Source organism: Micromonospora sp. M42 (assembly GCF_000568915.1).
Classification (GTDB): Bacteria; Actinomycetota; Actinomycetes; order Mycobacteriales; family Micromonosporaceae; genus Micromonospora; species Micromonospora chalcea.
Genome location: NZ_KK037233.1, coordinates 5,391,063 through 5,409,271 on the forward strand (window position 1 = coordinate 5,391,063; position 18,209 = coordinate 5,409,271).

General features: G+C 72.9%; 16 protein-coding genes and 1 pseudogene. 6 read left to right on the forward strand and 11 right to left on the reverse strand.

Features of this window, described 5'->3' with window-relative positions; translation table 11 throughout:
• Positions 1–200, forward strand: a pseudogene (locus MCBG_RS24915) (FHA domain-containing protein); the annotation flags it as partial.
• A 56-nt stretch (positions 201–256) separates the two neighbouring features.
• Here the strand turns inward: MCBG_RS24915 and rocD are convergent.
• From rocD to MCBG_RS24940, 6 genes are all read right to left on the reverse strand, one after another.
• Entirely contained in the window at positions 257–1,471 is a 1,215-nt protein-coding gene (rocD, locus tag MCBG_RS24920; protein ID WP_181373782.1) for an ornithine--oxo-acid transaminase, read from the reverse strand.
• Positions 1,471–2,286 carry a dimethylargininase gene (gene ddaH, locus MCBG_RS24925; protein ID WP_181373781.1) on the reverse strand — a complete coding sequence of 272 codons (816 nt, stop codon included), beginning with the start codon at positions 2,284–2,286 and terminating at the stop codon, positions 1,471–1,473. Before ddaH ends, rocD begins: the two co-directional genes overlap by 1 nt.
• A 289-nt stretch (positions 2,287–2,575) precedes the next feature.
• The gene (locus tag MCBG_RS34380; protein WP_223201321.1) at positions 2,576–2,929 is read right to left on the reverse strand and encodes a hypothetical protein; all 354 of its coding nucleotides are present in this window, start codon (positions 2,927–2,929) and stop codon (positions 2,576–2,578) included.
• Entirely contained in the window at positions 2,863–3,438 is a 576-nt protein-coding gene (locus MCBG_RS24930) for a hypothetical protein (protein WP_223201322.1), read from the reverse strand. Before MCBG_RS24930 ends, MCBG_RS34380 begins: the two co-directional genes overlap by 67 nt.
• Positions 3,439–3,551: 113 nt before the next feature.
• The gene (locus MCBG_RS24935; protein ID WP_043330961.1) at positions 3,552–4,991 is read right to left on the reverse strand and encodes an RICIN domain-containing protein; all 1,440 of its coding nucleotides are present in this window, start codon (positions 4,989–4,991) and stop codon (positions 3,552–3,554) included.
• A gap of 5 nt (positions 4,992–4,996) precedes the next feature.
• Complete coding sequence (locus tag MCBG_RS24940; protein WP_043328568.1) at positions 4,997–5,746, reverse strand: cellulose binding domain-containing protein; 750 nt, start codon at positions 5,744–5,746, stop codon at positions 4,997–4,999.
• Positions 5,747–6,023: 277 nt separating this feature from the next.
• On the opposite strand from MCBG_RS24940, the gene MCBG_RS24945 reads away from it, so the two are divergent.
• Positions 6,024–6,833, forward strand: coding sequence for an Fpg/Nei family DNA glycosylase (locus tag MCBG_RS24945; protein WP_043330962.1), 810 nt, complete (start codon positions 6,024–6,026; stop codon positions 6,831–6,833).
• Position 6,834: 1 nt separating this feature from the next.
• Here the strand turns inward: MCBG_RS24945 and MCBG_RS24950 are convergent, their stop codons facing one another.
• From MCBG_RS24950 to MCBG_RS24975, 5 genes are all read right to left on the reverse strand, one after another.
• Positions 6,835–7,707, reverse strand: a complete 873-nt coding sequence (locus tag MCBG_RS24950; RefSeq protein ID WP_043328569.1) for an aminoglycoside phosphotransferase family protein — start codon at positions 7,705–7,707, stop codon at positions 6,835–6,837.
• A 358-nt stretch (positions 7,708–8,065) separates the two neighbouring features.
• Positions 8,066–9,370, reverse strand: a complete 1,305-nt coding sequence (locus tag MCBG_RS24960; protein ID WP_140946426.1) for a hypothetical protein — start codon at positions 9,368–9,370, stop codon at positions 8,066–8,068.
• A 155-nt stretch (positions 9,371–9,525) separates the two neighbouring features.
• On the reverse strand, positions 9,526–10,947 hold the full coding sequence (locus MCBG_RS24965; RefSeq protein ID WP_043328574.1) for a WGR domain-containing protein: 1,422 nt from the start codon (positions 10,945–10,947) through the stop codon (positions 9,526–9,528).
• A gap of 131 nt (positions 10,948–11,078) precedes the next feature.
• Positions 11,079–12,458, reverse strand: coding sequence for an FAD-dependent oxidoreductase (locus MCBG_RS24970; protein WP_043330963.1), 1,380 nt, complete (start codon positions 12,456–12,458; stop codon positions 11,079–11,081).
• A 41-nt stretch (positions 12,459–12,499) separates the two neighbouring features.
• Positions 12,500–13,648 (reverse strand): carboxylate-amine ligase, encoded by a 1,149-nt coding sequence (locus MCBG_RS24975; RefSeq protein ID WP_043328575.1) that lies wholly within the window; start codon positions 13,646–13,648, stop codon positions 12,500–12,502.
• Between the two features lie 185 nt (positions 13,649–13,833).
• Between MCBG_RS24975 and MCBG_RS24980 the strand changes: the two genes are divergently transcribed.
• From MCBG_RS24980 to MCBG_RS24995, 4 genes are all read left to right on the forward strand, one after another.
• Positions 13,834–14,109: a DUF6412 domain-containing protein gene (locus MCBG_RS24980; RefSeq protein WP_043328576.1), complete on the forward strand. Its 276-nt coding sequence runs from the start codon at positions 13,834–13,836 to the stop codon at positions 14,107–14,109.
• A 131-nt stretch (positions 14,110–14,240) separates the two neighbouring features.
• Positions 14,241–14,987 carry a YidC/Oxa1 family membrane protein insertase gene (locus MCBG_RS24985; RefSeq protein WP_043328577.1) on the forward strand — a complete coding sequence of 249 codons (747 nt, stop codon included), beginning with the start codon at positions 14,241–14,243 and terminating at the stop codon, positions 14,985–14,987.
• Between the two features lie 78 nt (positions 14,988–15,065).
• On the forward strand, positions 15,066–16,490 hold the full coding sequence (locus tag MCBG_RS24990; protein WP_043328578.1) for a carbohydrate-binding protein: 1,425 nt from the start codon (positions 15,066–15,068) through the stop codon (positions 16,488–16,490).
• 142 nt (positions 16,491–16,632) lie between these two features.
• Positions 16,633–18,198: a cellulose binding domain-containing protein gene (locus MCBG_RS24995; protein WP_043328579.1), complete on the forward strand. Its 1,566-nt coding sequence runs from the start codon at positions 16,633–16,635 to the stop codon at positions 18,196–18,198.
• Positions 18,199–18,209 lie beyond the last annotated feature (11 nt).

Consider the following 18,209-nt stretch of genomic DNA (forward strand, 5'->3'; position numbering starts at 1 on the left):
CGGGTGGCTCGATGGCGGAGATCGAGCGGATCGCGCTGGCGCCGCAGCAGTCCCGGGTGCTCGCCGAGGGGGACCTGATCGAGCTGTACCCGGGCGTGCAGGTGGGCCGCGCCGCCCAGATGAGCAGCGACGCCACGTACACCCCGAACTCGGTGATGGCCGAGGCGCCGACGATGGCGATGCGGCTGCCACGTCAGTGACCCGCACGCGAAGGCGCCGGGACCGTCGCGGTCCCGGCGCCTTCTCGCGTACGGCCTCAGCCGGCCAGCACGGCGGCGAGCTGCGCCACCGCGTGGTCGATCTCCTCTTCGGTGATCACCAGCGGCGGGGCGAGCCGGATGGTCGAACCGTGCGTGTCCTTGGCGAGCACACCCCGCTCCATCAGCAGCTCGCACGCCTGCCGGCCGGTCATCAGCGCCGGGTCGATGTCCAGCCCGGCCCACAGGCCGCGCCCGCGTACCGCCACCAGGCCCTTGCCGATCAGGCCGCGCAGGCCGGCGTGCAGCCGCTCGCCCAGCTCGGCCGAGCGGCGCTGGAACTCGCCGGTCGCCAGCAGCCGGACCACCTCGGTCGCGACCGCGCAGGCAAGCGGGTTGCCGCCGAACGTCGAGCCGTGCTGGCCCGGCTGGAGCACGCCCAGCACGTCGCGGTTTGCGGCCACCGCCGACACCGGCACGATGCCGCCGCCGAGCGCCTTGCCGAGCAGGTACATGTCCGGCTCGACGCCCTCGTGCTCGCAGGCGAACGTCGCGCCGGTACGCCCCAGGCCCGACTGGATCTCGTCGGCGACGAACAGCACGTTGCGCTCGGTGCAGACCCGGCGCACACCCGGCAGGTAACCCTCCGGCGGCACCACGACGCCCTGCTCACCCTGGATCGGCTCCAGCAGCACGGCCACCGTGTTCTCGTCGATCGCCTCGGTCAGCGCGGCCAGGTCGCCGTAGGGGACCACGGTGAAACCCGGGGTGTACGGCCCGAAGTCGGCGCGTGCGTCCTCGTCGGTGGAGAAGCTGACGATGGTGGTCGTACGGCCGTGGAAGTTGCCCTCCGCCACCACGATGTTGGCCTGGCCCGGCGTGACGCCCTTGACCTGGTAGCCCCACTTGCGGGCCACCTTGATGCCGGTCTCCACCGCCTCGGCGCCGGTGTTCATCGGCAGCACCAGGTCCTTGCCGCAGAGCGCGGCCAGCTCGCGGCAGAAGTCGGCGAACTGGTCGTGGATGAACGCGCGGCTGGTCAGCGTGAGCCGGTCGAGCTGCGCGTGCGCGGCCTCGATCAGCTTCGGGTGCCGGTGGCCGAAGTTCAGCGCCGAGTATCCCGCCAGGCAGTCCAGGTAGCGGCGGCCGTCCACGTCGGTCAGCCAGGCGCCCTCGGCCGACGAGATCACCACGGGCAGCGGGTGGTAGTTGTGCGCCGTGTGACGCTCCGCGTCCCGGACCGCGGACGGAGTCCGCAGCATGTCGTCGATGATCACTTGCTCGCCTTTCCCTGACGGAGTCGCAACGTGCAGCACTTCGGTCCGCCGCCGGCCTTGCGCAGCTCGGACAGGTCGATCCCGATGGTCTCGTAGCCCCGGTCGCGCAGCTTCGCGGCCAGGTCGGTGGCCTGCGCGGGCAGCACCACGTGCCGGCCGTCGCTGACCGCGTTCAGGCCCAGCACCTCGGCGTCGGCCATGGTGGCGTGGATCGCGTCCGGGAACAGCCGGCGCAGCACCGCCCGGCTGCCGGGGGAGAACGCCTCCGGCAGGTACGCCACGGTGCGCTCGTCGAGCACGGTGAGCGCGGTGTCCAGGTGGTAGAAGCGGGGATCCACCAGCTGCATGGTGACCACCGGGTAGCCGAAGACCTCCTGGAGCTGCGCGTGCGAGGCGTGCGCGGTGCGGAACCCGGTGCCGGCGAGCAGGTGGTCACCGGCCAGCAGGATGTCGCCCTCGCCCTCGTTGACGTGCTTCGGGTCGTACATCTCGAAGCCGGCGGCCTCGAACCAGGCCCGGTACGCGGGCGCCTCGTCGGCGCGCTGCGGGTCGCGGAACTGCACCGCCATGGCCTTGCCGTCGATCACGGTGCCGCCGTTCGCGGCGAAGACCATGTCCGGCAGGCCGGCGACCGGCTCGATCAGGTCGACCTCGTGGCCCAGGTCGAGGTACGTGCGCCGAAGCTGCTCCCACTGCCGGATCGCCAGGTCGGCGTCGACCGGGGCGGTGGGGTCCATCCACGGGTTGATCGCGTAGTCGACGGCGAAGTACGTCGGCCGGCACATCAGAAAGCGCTGGCGGATGGCGTCCATCGTCATGTCGTGCTCCCAGGGTCGGGCGCGCCCGGCCACCGTCGGCCCACGGGCTGGCGCCGTGGTCCAACGTTATGCGGCCCGGGTAGACGACATCCACCGCGAGAAGTTGCGTTGAGCAGCGAATCGTTGCGTTGAGCCACTGGGTGGCGAACGATCGTTGCGTCGACGCCGGACACACTTCGGGGGCGGCGAACCGCCGCCCCCGAAAGAGGTGTTGCCCGGCCGGTGAACCACCGGAGCTGATCAGGCTGCCGACGCCCTGCGTCGGCGATCGGGACAGTGCCCGTCAGAACCAGTTGGCAAACTGTGAGTCGAGCCACTCGCGGAAGCGGCCCGCCCAGTCGCCGTCGGTGGTCGGCCAGTCGAACTGGCCGGTCATCGCCACGATGCCGAGCACCACCGCGGCCAGGCCGACGGCGATGCCGATCAGCGCGTCGGTCTTGCCCGCCACGTGCCGGCGACGGGTGGCGATCAGGCCCAGCACGGCCAGCACCGCGCCGGCCGCGCCGACGCCGATGCCGTACCCGGCGAGCGTGCCGGAGAGCACGAACAGCGCCCCGACCACGGAGACGATCAGGCCGAGCGTGGCGAGCAGGCTGGCCCGGGGACGCTTCGTGGTGTACGGCTCCGGCCGGTCCACCCGACCGTCGCCGTCGGTGTCCGTACCGTCGGGGCGCCGTCCCGGTCGAGGTCGGCGCGGCCGTCGCGGTCCAGGTCGGTGGTGCGCTCGGCGACGGGCGCCGCGCCGGCGGTCCGCGCGTCGGTCACCGGAACGGTCCGCGTGTCGGCGTCGCCCCGGCGGCCGGTGACCGCACGCGCCGCCGCGCCCCGGTCCGCGGCCCGCCGCCGTGCCTCCGCCTCCCGCTCGTCGTCGGCCGCCACGGTCCGGCGGCCGGTCGTCGTGGCCGCCGTCCGGCCGTCGGTGGTGGCGTCGAGGTCGCGTGCGTCCCGGTCGGTCGCCGCGTCCCGGGCGCGCTCGTCGTCGGTGGCGGTGGCGGCGCTGCGGTACGTGGTCCGCTCCTCGTCGCGGTCGGTGACCACCGGCCGGTCGGCCGGCTGCTCGGCGGTCCGGTCGCGTTCGTCGACGACACCGTCGCCGTTGGTATCGGTACTGGTCGCCGGAGCGTTCCGGCGGGACAGGATCTTCACTGTGGCACCTCCTGATCCAGGCGCGGAGGCCGCGCATGACATGCAGGAAGTACCCAGGGGTGCCGAAATCGACACCCCTGGGCTCGCTCCGCACGCTCAGGCGTGCCGTCCGGTCACGCCACCGTGCGTGACCACTGCTGGTTGGTGCCCGAACCGCAGGTGTACTGCTGGACGTCCGCGCCGTCGCCGGTGCCGGCGTTGACGACGTCCAGGCACTTGCCGCTGTGCCGGGCCCGCAACTGGAACCAGCCGTCGCGCGCGGCCCACTGCCACTGCTGGTTGGCGCCGCTGCCGCAGGTGTACTGGATGATGTTGGCGCCGTCGGCGGTGCTCGCGCTGGCGACGTCGAGACACTTGCCGCTCGCGGCGTTGACGAGGCGGAACCATCCGCCGCCGGCGTCCTGGAACTCCCACCTCTGGTTCCCGCCGCCGTTCCAGCTCCACTGCTTGACCTCGGCGTTGTTCGCCGTGGAGCCGTTGATCACGTCCAGCACCCGGCCGCTGTGCCGGGCGGTGACGCGGTAGTACGCGGGCGAGTTGCCGGTGACGGTGCCCGCCGCCGCGTCGATGGTGACCGACGGGTACCAGGTCAGGCTCATGCTGGTGGCGGTCGGGAAGGCGATCGGCAGCCACACGTACTGGGAGTCGTTGGCCGGGCCGCCCCACGCTCCGGCCCACCTGTCACCCAGATAGAGGTAGCTGGTGCCGGACGTGCCCTGGACCGGCAGCACGAACGCCGGCTGCGAGTTGAACGTGGTGCCGTTGCCCACGTCGGTCCAGCCGCTCCACGGTCCCGAGATGCTCGACGCGGTGGCGTACCGGGCCTGGTTCGGGCTCCACCCCGTCGCCCCCGACGTCAGCAGGAAGTAGGTGCTGCCCCGCTTGAACATCGCCGGCGCCTCGCGGTGCGCGCCGTCCCAGAAGTTGCCCACCAGGGTGGCCACGTTGAGGTAGTCCGACGTGAGCCGGTAGATGTTCAGGTCGTAGTTGTCGTCGGCGGCCGAGATCATGTACGCGGTGCCGTTGTCGTTGTAGAGCGTGATGTCCCGGGACATGTGCTGCCCGAGCGGCCGGAAGCTGCCGTGATAGGTGTAGTTGCCGTCCACAGTGGCCGAGGAGGCGACAGCCGCCCGGGCCTCGTTGTAGTCGGACCCGTTCTCCTTGTGCATCCACATCACGAACCGGCCGGTGGCGGCGTTGTAGATGACCTTCGGCCGTTCGATGTTGGCGACCCGCAGCTCGGCCGCCGACGACTGGGTGAGCACGTTGTTGCGGAACTCCCAGGTGCGCAGGTCCGTCGAGCGGTAGACGGAGACCGCCCGGAACGTGTTGTCCGGGTTGCGGTTCTCGCCGAACCAGTAGTAGTAGTCGCCGACCTTGAGCACGCCGCCGCCGTGGGCGTGCACCACGGCGCCGCTCGTGTCGGTGAACTGGGTGCCGTTGGTGACTGTCACCGGCGCCGCCAGCGCGCCCGCCGCCGGTCCCAGCACCGTCGCCGCGAGCGCCACCGCGAGCGCCACCACGACCGCGCCGTACCGTGTCGTCCCTCGCACGGCTGTCACCTGCCGCACTTCGGCGTGATGGTGCCGGGCGTCGCGCCGGCCGCCACGAGCAGGCCGAACGTCGTCGAGCCACCCGGCGGCAGCGTCCCGTTCCAGGAGGCGTTACGGACCGCGACGTCCTGGCCGGTGCCCTCCGCCACCCCACCCCAGACCGACTGGATGCGCTCGTCACCCGACCAGCGCCAGGAGACGAGCCAGCCCGGTGCCGGCTCGGCGCCGTCGTTGCGCACCGTCACCGTGGCGACGAAGCCACCGCCCCAGCCGGCGTCGATCGTGGCCGTCGCGGAGCAGGTTCCCGACGTCCGGGCCGGCCCGCCGATCACGTACGGGTCCCGTGTGCCGTGGGTGTCGCCGAACCGGAACCAGTAGTCGGTGTCGGGGGCCAGGCCGGTGACTGTCACCTTTCCCTGGCGCTCCGGCCCCGTGACGGCTTCGGCCACCGGGTTGCGCCACGCGGTGGCGTCCTCGCGGCTGGTGAAGAGGCTGACGAGGAGCGGCGGGTCGTAGCCGCAGGGCGGGCTGAGCACCATCCAGTAGGTGATGGTGACGCTGGTCGCGGTGGCCCCGGTCACCTGGCCGGTGACCGGCAGCGCCGGCGGGCAGGCGAAGGTGGGCGTGGGAGTGGGCGTCGCCGTGGCGGCGGCCGTCATCGCCGTGGCGGCGGGTGACTGGTCGGCACCGGCCGAGGCGGTCAGGCCGGTCAGGGTGAGGGTGGCGGCCAGTGCCGCGCCGAGCGTACGGAGCATGTGTCTCTCCCGAGCTGGGGGCGCCGGGGGCGGTCGGCGCCGGAGTGGTGGTGGACCGCGATGTCGCCGCCGTAGCGGCACGGCGGAGCGCCGGAGACGACTGCCCGGCACCGGGGTGGCACATCACCCCGCGCTTGTCCCTCCGGCGAGATCGAGCGGCTCGCACTGGCTCCCGAGCGCTACCGCCGCCAGTCTTTCAGTCGACGCACGTCGATTCAACGTCGTCCCAGCACCCGACGTGGCCGGCCATCCGATCCGCTGGCTACGCTTGGTCGTTGTGCCAGAGGGACACACCATCCACCGCCTCGCCGCCCGGCACGCCGAGCTGTTCGCGGGCGACAAGGTGCACGCAGACAGCCCGCAGGGCCGCTTCGCCGAGGGCGCGGCCCGCCTCAGCGGCACCGTCCTGGACGGCACCGAGGCGTACGGCAAGCACCTGCTGCACCACTACGCCGGCGAGCTGACGCTGCACGTACACCTGGGTCTGTACGGGAAGTTCGCCGACGGGCCCGGGGAACCGCCGTCCCCGGTCGGGCAGGTGCGGCTGCGCCTGCACAGCGACCGGAACTGGCTGGAGCTGCGCGGCCCGACCGCCTGCGAACTGCTGACCCCGCCCGAGGTGACGGCGCTGCGCGACCGGCTCGGGCCGGACCCGCTGCGCGCCGACGCCGACCCCGACCGGGCGTACGCGCGGATCCGCCGCAGCCCCACCCCGCTCGCCGCGCTGCTGCTGGACCAGTCGGTGGTGGCCGGCACCGGCCTGATCTTCGTGACCGAGGCGCTGTTCCGGGCCGGCATGCCGCCGTTGCTGCCGGGCCGCGACCTGAGCGCGGCCGGCTGGGCCGAACTCTGGACGGACCTGGTGACGCTGATGACCCGCGCGGTCGAGCGGGGCCGGATCGACACGGTGCGCGACGCCGACCTGCCCGAGGTCACCGGCCGCGCGCCGCGCGTCGACCGGCACGGCGGCGAGGTGTACGTCTACCGCCGCCCCGGCGCGCCCTGCCACGTCTGCGGCACCGAGGTGAGCCGGGGCACGCTGGCCGGACGCAACCTGTACTGGTGCCCCACCTGCCAGGCGGGCTGACTCACATCTCGTCGAGCAGCCAGCGGGCCGCCTCGACATTGCCGGGGAAGACCTGGTCGCCGCCGATGCACCAGGCCACCGTCTGGCCGATCGCCCAGCCGCGTACCCGCTCCCGGTCCAGGCCCAGCTCGGCGCTGAGACGGTCGAGCCGGTGCCGGACCGCCGCCGGGGAGTGGCCCAGCTCGGCGCCGCGCACCAGCGGCACCACCGCGAACTCCCGCTCGCCGACCAGCGGCTTCGGGTCGATCACCAGCCACGGATCGCGTCCCGCCGCCAGGATGTTGCCGGCGTGCAGGTCCTGGTTGACCAGCACCTGCTCACCCTGGCTCGGCGCCAGGTCGGCGAGCAGCCCGAGCGCGGCGTCCAGCAGCCGCCGCTCGTACGGGCGGTTGGCCCGCTGCCAGTTGCCCGGCATCCGCTCCGCCCAGCCGGCCGCCTCCTCGGCGAGCGAAGTGAACGGCGGTCCGGCCGGCACCCCGAGGCGGGGCAGCAGCTCGACCGCCACCTCCAGCGCGGCGTCGGGCGGCAGGCCGTACAGCGGGGTGCCGGGGTCGCAGCGCTCGACGAGCAACGCGCGCCGGCCCGGATCGTGGGCGAGCAGCCGGATCGCGCCCCGGCCGTCCCAGTGCGCCAACGCGGTGGCCTCGTGACGGCTGTCGTCGTCCGGATACTGCAGCTTCAGCACCGCCCGCGTCCCGTCGGGCAGCGTCGCGGGCAGCGCCAGCGACGCGAACGCGTACCCGAACGGCGGCCCGACCGTCAGCTCCCACCGTGCGACGCACGCGGAGAGCCGGTCCGGCAGCTCCGCGAGCCAGGCCCGCCCGGCCTCCGTCCGCTCGACCCAGCGCAGGCTCTCAGGAATGTCACACCCCATCCGGTCATCCTGGCCGAGCGAGGCGACCGGCCGTGCACCGCGGCGTCCTCGACGCGCACGCCGACGAAGTGACGCTCATGGCCGTCCCGGCCCTCGCCGAGCGGCCTGACGAAAACGAGATGGATCAACCGGACGGTGCTCATCTGCCCGAGATCACCGCCGACGCCGGTCCCACCCTTGACGCAGCCACGCCTCCCACCAGCTCGCCGAGGTGGTGGCATCATCACCCTTGATCAACACCACCTCGCCGAGGTGGTGGTGTCGCGGAGCCGTTGATGCCACCACCTCGGCGACCTGGTGTTGATCAAGCTGGGCCGTGGCTGTCAGTCGTCGTGCCCGGCCCGGTGCCCGTCCGGATCTACCGTCCGTCCGGGGTCGGTCGGCGGCGGCGGGCCAGCAGCATCAGGCCGGCGCCGACGATCAGGAGAGCCCCGCCGCCAGCCACCAGCGGCGCGGTGGCGGGACCGGTGATCGGAAGCCCTCCGGTGCCTCCGCCTCCGACGGTGCCACCGCCTCCGCCGCCGCCCGGCGAGGGCTCGCCGCCGGGTGTCGACACGCGTACGGTGACCACCTCGGACACGCCGACCGTCGCCGGGTCTTCACTCGGGACGACTACGCGGTAGCGCAAGGTGCCGGGTGTCTTCGGCGTGATGGGGATGCGGTACGCGCCGCGGTCTCCGCTCGTCAGGTCGGCGGCCACCTTCCGCCACGTCCTGCCCTGGAGTTGCTGTAGTTCGATGTTCCAGCCGGCGTCGGGCTTCACCTCGCCGGTGATGGTGACTGTGGTGCCGGGCGTGACGGTGGTGCGGTTCGCTTTCGCCGTGACTGTCGGCTTCACCCGGGGATGGTCTGCCGTGACGACGATGTAGGACGGTGCGACCCTCGAGTTGGACGGACGGGTGATGCCGACGCACTTGAGGTAGCTGTCGCCCTTCGGATAGGTCCGGGAGAACGTGCCGTCGGCCTTGGTGGTGCCGTTGGGCTCGCTGTGATATTCAACGCAGAGGTTGTCGGTGCCGAAGAAGATGGGCTGGTTACCGATGCCCTCGCCGGTGTCCTCGTAGTAGAACCGTCCCGCCACGGTCAGCGGTCCGTCACCGACCAGCGGGTTCGGGGTGAGACGCATGGTGACCGCGGGCCGGTGTGTGCCGGTGACCTCCAGCCTGGTGTCCGCCGAGGCGGGCGGGTCGACGTCGAGCCGGTTCCAGGCGGCGTCCGTCGCCACCAGACGGTGGACCTCCCAGGTGCCGTTCCAGGTCGACGGCACGTGGATCGTCGCGCTCCAGGTGCCGTCCTGCGGGGTGCCAGCGGTGAGCGACAACTCGGCGCCGTCGGTGCGGTCCGTGCCGACGAGGCGCAGACCGACGTAGGGCAGGGAGCCGCCGTCCATCTCGGAGGCCTCGACCACGCCGGTGTCGTCGGTCAGGTGCACCGTCACCGTCACCGGCACCAGGTCGACGCCCGAGACGGAGACCGCGTCGGGTGAGACCGTGACGTCCACCAGCACCGGTGGCGTCTGGTCCGCCGCGGCCGCAGGGGAAGGCGTGGCGGTTGCGGAGGGCGTGGCGGTTGCGGAAGGTGCGGCGGTTGCGGGCGGCGCGGCGACGAGGACACCGCCGGGCAGCAGGAGAAGAGCCGTCGCGGCCATGCGCCACACTCGCATGTCGGTGCCCCTTCCGAGGTTGACCGGTAACGGAGAGTTCTCCTGTCGGTACCGTACTCCGTCGATGTGTTGCCGGCTGCCCCGTCGGCCTGTCGATTCGCCGGGACGGTCGGCCGAGGACCCCGGCCGACCCGCCCTCCGACTCGGCCGGCGGCTCAGCGCAGCCGGCGGATGTCCCCGTATGCCCGGTAGAAGCCGCCCCGGCCGGACTCGCGGATCTCGGTGACCAGGAAGCGCGCGCCCGGTTCGCGGATGCCCTTGGGGAACTGCACCGGCCAGTCCCGCCGGTAGCCGTCGGCCAGAACGTGGACGCGCAGCCGGCCGCCCTGCTCGACGCACTGCACCAGCACGCCGTCGCGGTCGTCGGTGGTCACCTCGACGGACGTCCAGGCGGCCGGCTCGGGCAGCCGGGCCGGCGCCTTCACGTCGACCACGTCCGGCACGCTGCCCGCCTCGGCCGCCCGGATCGCCGCCTCGCTCGCGTCGATGCAGGCCAGGTGGCCGCTCGTGGTGACCACGTAGAGCCGATTGTCGTGGTACTGCATCGAGTACGCCGAGCCGCAGCCGGTGCCCAGCTTCCACAGCCGGTTGCCGGCCTGGTCGAAGCAGTAGATCGAGGACGCGCTGTCGCCCGCGAACACGTACCGGCCGCCCTCGGCGGTGGCGCAGGAGAAGACCGCGGCGTCACAGCGGTACGTCTGCTCGGCCCGCCCGTCCTTGCGCAGGCGGACCACCTCGCGGGTGCCGGTGCCGGCGAACACGGCGTCCCGTTCCTGCCAGCCGAACAGGACCGCCCCGGTGCCGGTGTGCCACAGTTCCCGCCCGGTACGCCAGTCGTAGCCGGTGACCCCCTGCGAGTGGCCGTGGTAGATCGCGTCGGCGTCGCAGCGCACCATCCACGCGGACCGGCCGCGCCCCGGCCGGCGCCAGAGGAACTCGTCCTCGTGGTCGATCGCCGAGATGCCGCCGTCGCGATCGGACACGCCCAGCACGCCGTCGTGGATGTCCAGCCAGTAGATGTCGATCTCGGGCGCGATCGCGTACGCCGCGCGCGGCACCTTGCCGGACAGGTCGTAGACGTTGCCGTCGTCGCAGCCGGCGTAGACCCAGGCGTCGTCGGCGACGATGCACTTCACCCCGTCGGGGAGCCGGACCTGGTTGACCAGCCGGGCGTCGTGGTCGAGCGTGGTGATCACGCCGTGCTCGTTGCCGACCATGCAGTGCCGGTCGTCGACGAAGATGCCGAAGGCGGGCGCGCCCGAGGCGTACCGCCAGAGGACCGGCGCGGTGCGGGCGGTGGAGCGGGTGCTGACGATCTGCCGGCGCGAGACCGTGCGCTTCTGGCGTACGCCGCGCACCGCCGGGGCGTACCCCTTGCGGACCTTCTCGCCGATCTTCTTCGCGGCGGCGGCGCGAGCGCGGGCGTTGTCCGGGAAGGTGCTCGTCTTCACCTGGCCCTGGTCGCCGATGCGCCCGTAGCGCACGGTCATCGCGGTGTCGTCGACCACCACCTCGTAGAACTTGTGCGCTCCACCGTCCACTTCGGACAGTTCGAGGTAGGTCGTCTCCTGTGACATGGGGGTTTACCTCCGAGGGGAAGTGCCGGACCGGCAACGCGCACACGCTAACGCCGGGCACCGACAAACCCGGGTCTCGGTGTTAAGAAGGGGCCCTTCCTCTACCGGAGGCGTTAATAGGGGGCCCTTCCTTACACAGCGGCGGCGAGGGCGTCGACTGCCTTGCGGGCGGCGATCAGCACCGGGTCCCACACCGGGGCGTACGGCGGCGCGTAACCCAGGTCGAGCGCTGTCATCTCGTCCACCGTCATGCCGTTCCACAGCGCCACGGCGAGCGCGTCGATCCGCTTGGCCGCCTCGGACCAGCCGACGATCTGCGCCCCGAGCAGCCGCCCGCTGGGCCGCTCGGCGATCAGCTTGACGGTCATCTCCCGCGCGCCCGGGTAGTAGCCGGCCCGGTTCGTCGACTGGGCCAGCACCGTGACGAACTCGAAGCCGGCGTCCAGCGCGTCCCGCTCGCGCAGCCCGGTGCGGCCCACCTCCAGCTCGCAGACCTTGGTGACGGCGGTGCCGATCACGCCGGGGAAGGTGGCGTAGCCGCCGCCGATGTTGATGCCGACGACGCGGCCCTGCTTGTTGGCGTGCGTGCCGAGCGGGATGTGTACCGGCATGCCGCTGACCCGGTGCAGCGACTCCACGCAGTCACCGGCCGCCCAGACGCCGGGCACGCCCGGCACCCGCATCCGGCGGTCCGTCCGGACGCCGCCGGAGGGCCCGATCGGCAGTCCGGCGGCCTCGGCGAGCGCGGTGTTGGGGCGTACCCCGAGACCCAGGACCACGACGTCGGCCGGGACCGGTCCCTCGTCGGTGACCACGGCGGAGATCCGGCCGTCCCGCTCCTCCAGCCCGGTGACGGTGAGGCCGGTGCGGACGCCGATGCCGGTGGCGCGCATCGCGTCGGCCACCAGCTCGCCCATGTCCGGGTCGACGGTCGACATGGGTTGGTCGGCCTGTTCCACCAGTTGGACGGAGAGCCCGCGCTGCACGAGCGCCTCGGCCATCTCCACGCCGACGTAGCCGCCGCCGACCACCACCGCGCGCCGGGGCCGGGGCTCGCGTTCCAGCCAGTCGATCAGCGCCGCGCCGTCGCCCAGCGTCTGTACGCCGAACACGCCCGACACGTCGTCGCGCGCCCAGTCCGGCTGCACCGGGGACGCGCCGGTGGCGTACACCAGGGTGTCGAAACCGGCGCGGACCTCGCCGCCGCCGTCCAGGTCCCGCGCGATCACCTCGCGGCGGTCCAGGTCGACGGCGGTGACCTCGTGCCGGGTACGGACGTCGATGCCGAAGTCGTCGCGGAAGGTCTGCGGATCGCGGCTGATCAGCTCGTCCCGCTCCTCGACCAGGCCGCTCACCCAGTAGGGGATGCCGCAGGCCGAGTAGGAGGTGAAGTGCCCCCGCTCGAACGTGACGATCTCCAGGTCGGACCGGTCGCGGCGGCGGCGACGCGCCTGCGACGCCGCCGACATGCCGGCGGCGTCGCCGCCGATGACGATCATGCGCTCCGCCACGCCGCCCATCCTGTCACGCCGGGACACGGCCGTGCGGCCGCTCAGCCACGGGTCTGGCGTGCCACGTCCGTGACCACGTCGACGAGCCGCCCGGTACGCGCGAACACCGCCCGCTGCCGGGCCGCTCCGCTGCCGTGCCGGCGCAGCCCGCCCAGCAGGTCGGTCACCCGGTCCAGGTCGCCGTGCCGATCCAGTTCCGGGCGCAGCCGGTCGACGAGCCGGTCCAGCAGCTCCCAGGCCGGGCGCAGCTCGCCGTCGGTGAGGTCGACGCCCTCGCCCTCCAGCCCGTCGTGGGCGGCCCGCCAGTGCGCCGCGACGAGCAGGTGGTGGTCGGTGTTGACGGCGGGACGGCCGGCGGCGATGTCGGTGAGCGCGGTCGCCACGAGCGCGCGGACCAGCGCGGCGACGAGCACCGCGTCGTCCACGGTCGGGCAGACGTCGCCGATCCTGATCTCCACGGTGGGGTACTTGGCGGAGAGCCGGGCGTACCAGTAGAGCATTCCCTCGTCCAGCATCACGCCGCTGGCGATGAGCTGCCGGATGAGCCGCTCGTAGTGCTCGTGCGACTCCAGGTACGGGGTGGGCGCGACCGACGGCCAGCGTTCCCACTCCACCGAGCGCCAGCTCGCGTACCCGGTGTCCTCGCTGCGGGAGAACGGGGAGTTCGCGGTGACCGCCTGCAGGATCGGCAGCCACGGCCGGACGTGGTTGAGCACCTGCACGCCGGTGTCCGGGTCGGGGATGCCGACGTGCACGTGCATGCCGTTGTTGCCGGGACCGGGCACCAGCAGCCGGAACCGCTCGATCATCCGGTCGAAGCGGGGCTTGTCCACCACCGGCGGCACCGGCCCGTCGACCGGTCCGGTGCCGATCGCGAGCAGCCGTACGCCGGCCCGCTCGGCCGCGTCGGCCAGTTCGGCGCGCAGCATCGACAGCGAGTGCCGGATCGAGGACAGGTCCAGCCCGGGCGGGCTGCCGATCTCGATCTGGCTGGTCTGGAACTCGCGCTCCACCTGACCGCGCAGCTCGGCCGGCACCTGCTCCATGACCAGGTCGACGGCGGGTACGGCGGTCCCGGTGTGCGGGTCGGCGAGCAGGAACTCCTCCTCGACGCCGACTGTCAGCAGGTCGGTTCCGCCCGACGCGGCGCTCCGCTCCCGCTCCGCCACTGAGCCGCTCATCGCCACCACCGTCTCCTCCGGACCACTCGCGGCACGGTGCCGCGTGGCCGAGGACCTGTTACCCACCGTGTCCGTTCCGGAAAACGTGCCGGTGGGCGTGTCGGCGCCGGTTCGCCCGTTCGGGTCGGTCGAGTGCGTTCGCGCACGGGGCAGCAGGGCGTGACACGGCGGGATACCGTGGTCGCGTGGCGGGGATGCTGGCGGTGCTGACGGGGGCGTGGGCGTACGCGCTCGCCCTGTTCGCCGACCGGCCGGCCGGGCTGCTCGCCGGCGCGGCGGTGGTCGCCGCGCTGCTGCTCGCCACCCTGCTCGCGCTGCGGGTCCGCGCGCTGCCCACGCCGCCCGGCACCCGGTTCGCCGCCGCGTTGCGGGCCCGCGCCCGCCGTCGCGGCGTTCCCCGCCAGGTCGACCCGAACGCGCCGGGGCGTCCGCGCCCCCGCGCACCCGGCCTGCGCCCCTCGGCCGCGTAGCCACCCTCCGGCCCGCGCCGGCGGGCCGCCGTTTCCTTCCCGGCTTTCGCGGCCGATTCCGTCGTCATCCGTCCCGCCGTGCGGCACGTCGCCGCCCGGGACACCCGGAATCGCCACCGAGGGGTCCACCCATGCTCGCCTTCGCACCGTTGCACTCCGCGGCGTCGGCCGCGGCCACCGTCGTCACCTGGCTCGCCGACGTGCTCGCCCCGCTCACCGGCGGCGCCGCCACGGCGGCCGCCATCGTCCTGTTCACCGCCGCGGTCCGGCTGCTGATCTCGCCGCTGACAGTGGCCCAGGTCCGCGGGGAGCGGCGCCGGACCGCACTCGCCCCCGAGGTACGGGAACTCCAGCGCCGGTACGCCGACGACCCGGCCCGCCTCCAGACCGAGTTGTTCGCGCTCTACCGCAACGCCGGGGCCAGTCCGGTCGCGGGCTGCCTGCCGGCGCTGTTGCAGGCGCCGTTCTTCCTGGTCATGTACCGACTGTTCGCCACCGGTGACGGCGCGCCGCAGCTGCTGGGGGAGCGGCTGGCCGGCGTACCGCTGGGGTGGCACCTCGGCGACGGCCTGGCCGGCCCGGTGCCACTGGTGTTCGGCGTGCTGCTGGCCGCGTTGCTCGCGCTGGCCTGGTGGTCGTCGCGGCGGATGCGCCGGGCGGCAGCCGCTACCGGCACGGTTGCCGGGACGCCGACCGAGGGTCCGGGCGCGGCGGTGCTCGGCCGGCTGCTGCCGCTGCTGCCGTACGGCACGGTGCTCGTCGCGCTGGTGGTGCCGCTGGCGGCGGTGCTCTATCTGGTGACCACCACGGCGTGGACGGCGCTGGAGCAGGTGGTGCTGCGTCGCCCGCAGCCGGCGGCAGCCATCGACAAGCGTTGACAAGTGCGGGGGCGGGCGCGTAGAAATCGCTCTCAGAGAGCGCTCTCCCGGACCCGTCCCCGCAGAGAGGCACCCCGAATGAACCCGATCCCGGCGGCTCCGGCCGCCTCCGCCACCGTGCCCCGATCGCGCCGCCGCCTCGCCCTGGCCGCGGGTGTGCTCGCGCTCACCACAGCGCTCGCGGGCGTCTCGATGACCGCCCAGGCCGCGGTGCCCCCGACTCCCTCCGGCTGGAGCCTGGTGTGGAGCGACGACTTCACCGGCTCGGCCGGCACGCTGCCCTCGTCCGCCAACTGGATCATCGATACCGGCACCAGCTACCCGGGCGGCCCGGCCAACTGGGGCACCGGCGAGATCCAGACCTATACCTCCAGCACCGCCAACCTGGCCCACGACGGCTCGGGCAACCTGCGCATCACGCCGCTGCGGGACTCGGCCGGCCGCTGGACCTCGGCCCGGATCGAGACGGTACGGGCGAACTTCAAGCCGCCGTCGGGCGGCGTGCTGGCCCTGGAGGGCCGGATCCAGATGCCGAACGTGACCGGCGCGGCGGCATCCGGGTACTGGCCGGCGTTCTGGGCGCTCGGCTCGCCGTACCGGGGCAACTACCAGAACTGGCCTGGTATCGGCGAGTTCGACGTGATGGAGAACGTCAACGGGATCAACTCGGTCTGGGGCGTGCTGCACTGCGGCGTCGCGCCGGGCGGCCCGTGCGGGGAGTTCAACGGCATCGGCGCGTCCCGGGCCTGCCCGGGCAGCACCTGCCAGTCGGCGTTCCACACCTACCGGTTCGAGTGGGACGCCTCGATCAGCCCGCAGCAGCTGCGCTGGTACGTCGACGGCCAACTCTTCCACACCGTCGGGCAGAACCAGATCGGTGAGCCGTACTGGAGTCAGATGACCAGCCACGCCGGCTACTTCCTGCTGCTCAACGTGGCGATGGGCGGCGGCTTCCCGGACGGCGTGGCCGGCTCGGCGACGCCGACCGCGTCGACGGTGTCCGGCCGGTCGATGCTCGTCGACTACGTGGCCGTCTACACCCGGGGTGGCGGGAGCAACCCGTCGCCGACCCCGACCACGCCGCCGCCGGGCGGGGTGCGTGACGCCTACTCGACGATCCAGGCCGAGTCGTTCAACGCGCAGAACGGCGTGCAGGTGGAGACGTGCTCCGAGGGCGGCCAGGACATCGGCTGGCTCGCCAACGGCGACTGGGCCCGCTACGACAACGTCGACTTCGGCTCCACGCCGCCGCGCGACTTCGTGGCCCGGGTGGCCTCCGGCGCGGCGTCCGGGGTGAGCGGGCTGGTGGAGGTCCGGGTGGACAGCCCGACCGCGCCGCCGATCGGCAGTTTCGCGATCGGCAACACCGGCGGCTGGCAGACCTGGCGCTCGGTGCCGGGCAACGTCGGCGCGGTGACCGGGCGGCGCACGGTCTACCTGACGTTCAGCAGCGGGCAGCCGTCCGACTTCGTCAACGTCAACTGGTTCACCTTCCGCCGCTGAGGCCGATGGGGGCGCGGCCCGGACCCCGGTCCGGGTCGCGTCGAACCGGTGCTGGACAGAAACAGTTAACACTCCTAATAATAGGCGCACGTCGACGGTTGTGAATCCCTCTCCACCCCCCGCCCGTCCCCTGGAGGACGCCGTGAGACTCCGCCCCCGCCTGGCGACGCTCGCCGCCGCGCTGACCACCGCCGTGGTCGCCGGCGCGCTGCTCGCCGCCCCGCCCGCCTCCGCCGCCACCGCGGCCTTCGTCCGCACCTCCAGCTGGAGCAGCGGGTACGAGGCCCGGTTCACCGTCACAAACGACAGCTCCGCCGCGATCTCCTCGTGGAACGTCCAGTTCGACCTGCCGTCCGGCAGCACGCTCGGCTCGTTCTGGGACGCCCGCCTCACCACCTCCGGCCAGCACGTCACCGCCGTGAACCAGTCCTGGAACGGCGCGCTCGCCCCGGGCGCCAGCACCAGCTTCGGCTTCGTCGTCAGCGGCACCGGCGACCCGGTGAACTGCACCGTCAACGGCGCCTCCTGCGCCGGCGGCGGCAACCCCGGCAACCCGGGCGCGCCCGCCACCCCCGGCGGCCTGCGGGTCACCGGCACCACCGCGTCGTCGGTCTCGCTCGCCTGGAACGCGGTCTCCGGCAGCGTCACCGGCTACCGGGTCTACGAGGGCAGCACGGTCAAGGCCACCGTCACCGGCACCTCGGCCACCGTCTCCGGGCTGGCCGCGTGCAGCGGGCACAGCTACACGGTGACCGCGTACAACGGCAGCGGCGAGTCGGCGAAGTCGGCGGCGGTCGCGGCCACCACCAGCGGCTGCACCGGTGGCGGCGGGGGCGCGATGGCCGCCGCTCCCTACCTCTACCCGGGCTGGGGCGACCCGCCCGCGCCGTCCACCGTGATGGGCGCGACCGGGATCAAGTGGTTCACCATCGCGTTCGTGCTCTCCGGCGGCGGCTGCACCCCGGCCTGGGACGGCAGCGGTCCGCTGACCGGCGGCACGCACGCCGCCACCATCGCCGCGATCAAGGCGGCCGGCGGCGACGTCATCCCGTCCTTCGGCGGGTGGAGCGGCAACAAGCTCGGCCCGAACTGCTCGTCCGCCGCCGCGCTGGCCGGCGCGTACCAGCAGGTCATCAACGCGTACGGGCTGAAGGCCATCGACATCGACATCGAGAACAGCGACGAGTTCGAGAACGAGGTGGTGCAGGACCGCATCCTGGACGCCCTGAAGATCGTCAAGCAGAACAACCCGGGGATCAAGACCATCATCACGTTCGGCACCTCGACCACCGGGCCGTCGTACTACGGCACCCGGCTGATCAACCAGGCCGCGGCCAAGGGCGCCGGGATCGACGTGTTCACGATCATGCCGTTCGACTTCGGCGGCGGCGCGAACATGTACCAGAGCACCGTCAACGCGGCCGAGGGCCTGAAGACCGCGCTCAAGAACGCGTTCGGCTGGTCCGACGCCACCGCGTACGCCCACATGGGCCTGTCCGGCATGAACGGCCTCTCCGACCAGCAGGAGCTGACCTCGCCGGCCACCTGGACGCAGATCCGCGACTGGGCCAAGGCGCGCGGCCTGGCCCGGTTCACGTTCTGGTCGGTCAACCGGGACCGGCCCTGCCCCGGCGGCGGCGTGGTCGCCAACTGCTCCGGCATCGCGCAGAACACCTGGGAGTTCACCGGCATCACCGCCGGCTTCTGAGCCCGCGAAGC

What these genes read in the sequence shown, in the direction of transcription:
- ddaH (WP_181373781.1), bottom strand. Translation starts at nt 2,286, where the DNA reads ATGGACGCCATCCGCCAGCGCTTTCTGATGTGCCGGCCGACGTACTTC.
- MCBG_RS24940 (WP_043328568.1), bottom strand. Translation starts at nt 5,746, where the DNA reads ATGCTCCGTACGCTCGGCGCGGCACTGGCCGCCACCCTCACCCTGACC.
- MCBG_RS24950 (WP_043328569.1), bottom strand. Translation starts at nt 7,707, where the DNA reads ATGGGGTGTGACATTCCTGAGAGCCTGCGCTGGGTCGAGCGGACGGAG.
- MCBG_RS24960 (WP_140946426.1), bottom strand. Translation starts at nt 9,370, where the DNA reads ATGCGAGTGTGGCGCATGGCCGCGACGGCTCTTCTCCTGCTGCCCGGC.
- MCBG_RS24965 (WP_043328574.1), bottom strand. Translation starts at nt 10,947, where the DNA reads ATGTCACAGGAGACGACCTACCTCGAACTGTCCGAAGTGGACGGTGGA.
- MCBG_RS24980 (WP_043328576.1), top strand. Translation starts at nt 13,834, where the DNA reads ATGCTGGCGGTGCTGACGGGGGCGTGGGCGTACGCGCTCGCCCTGTTC.
- MCBG_RS24985 (WP_043328577.1), top strand. Translation starts at nt 14,241, where the DNA reads ATGCTCGCCTTCGCACCGTTGCACTCCGCGGCGTCGGCCGCGGCCACC.
- MCBG_RS24990 (WP_043328578.1), top strand. Translation starts at nt 15,066, where the DNA reads ATGAACCCGATCCCGGCGGCTCCGGCCGCCTCCGCCACCGTGCCCCGA.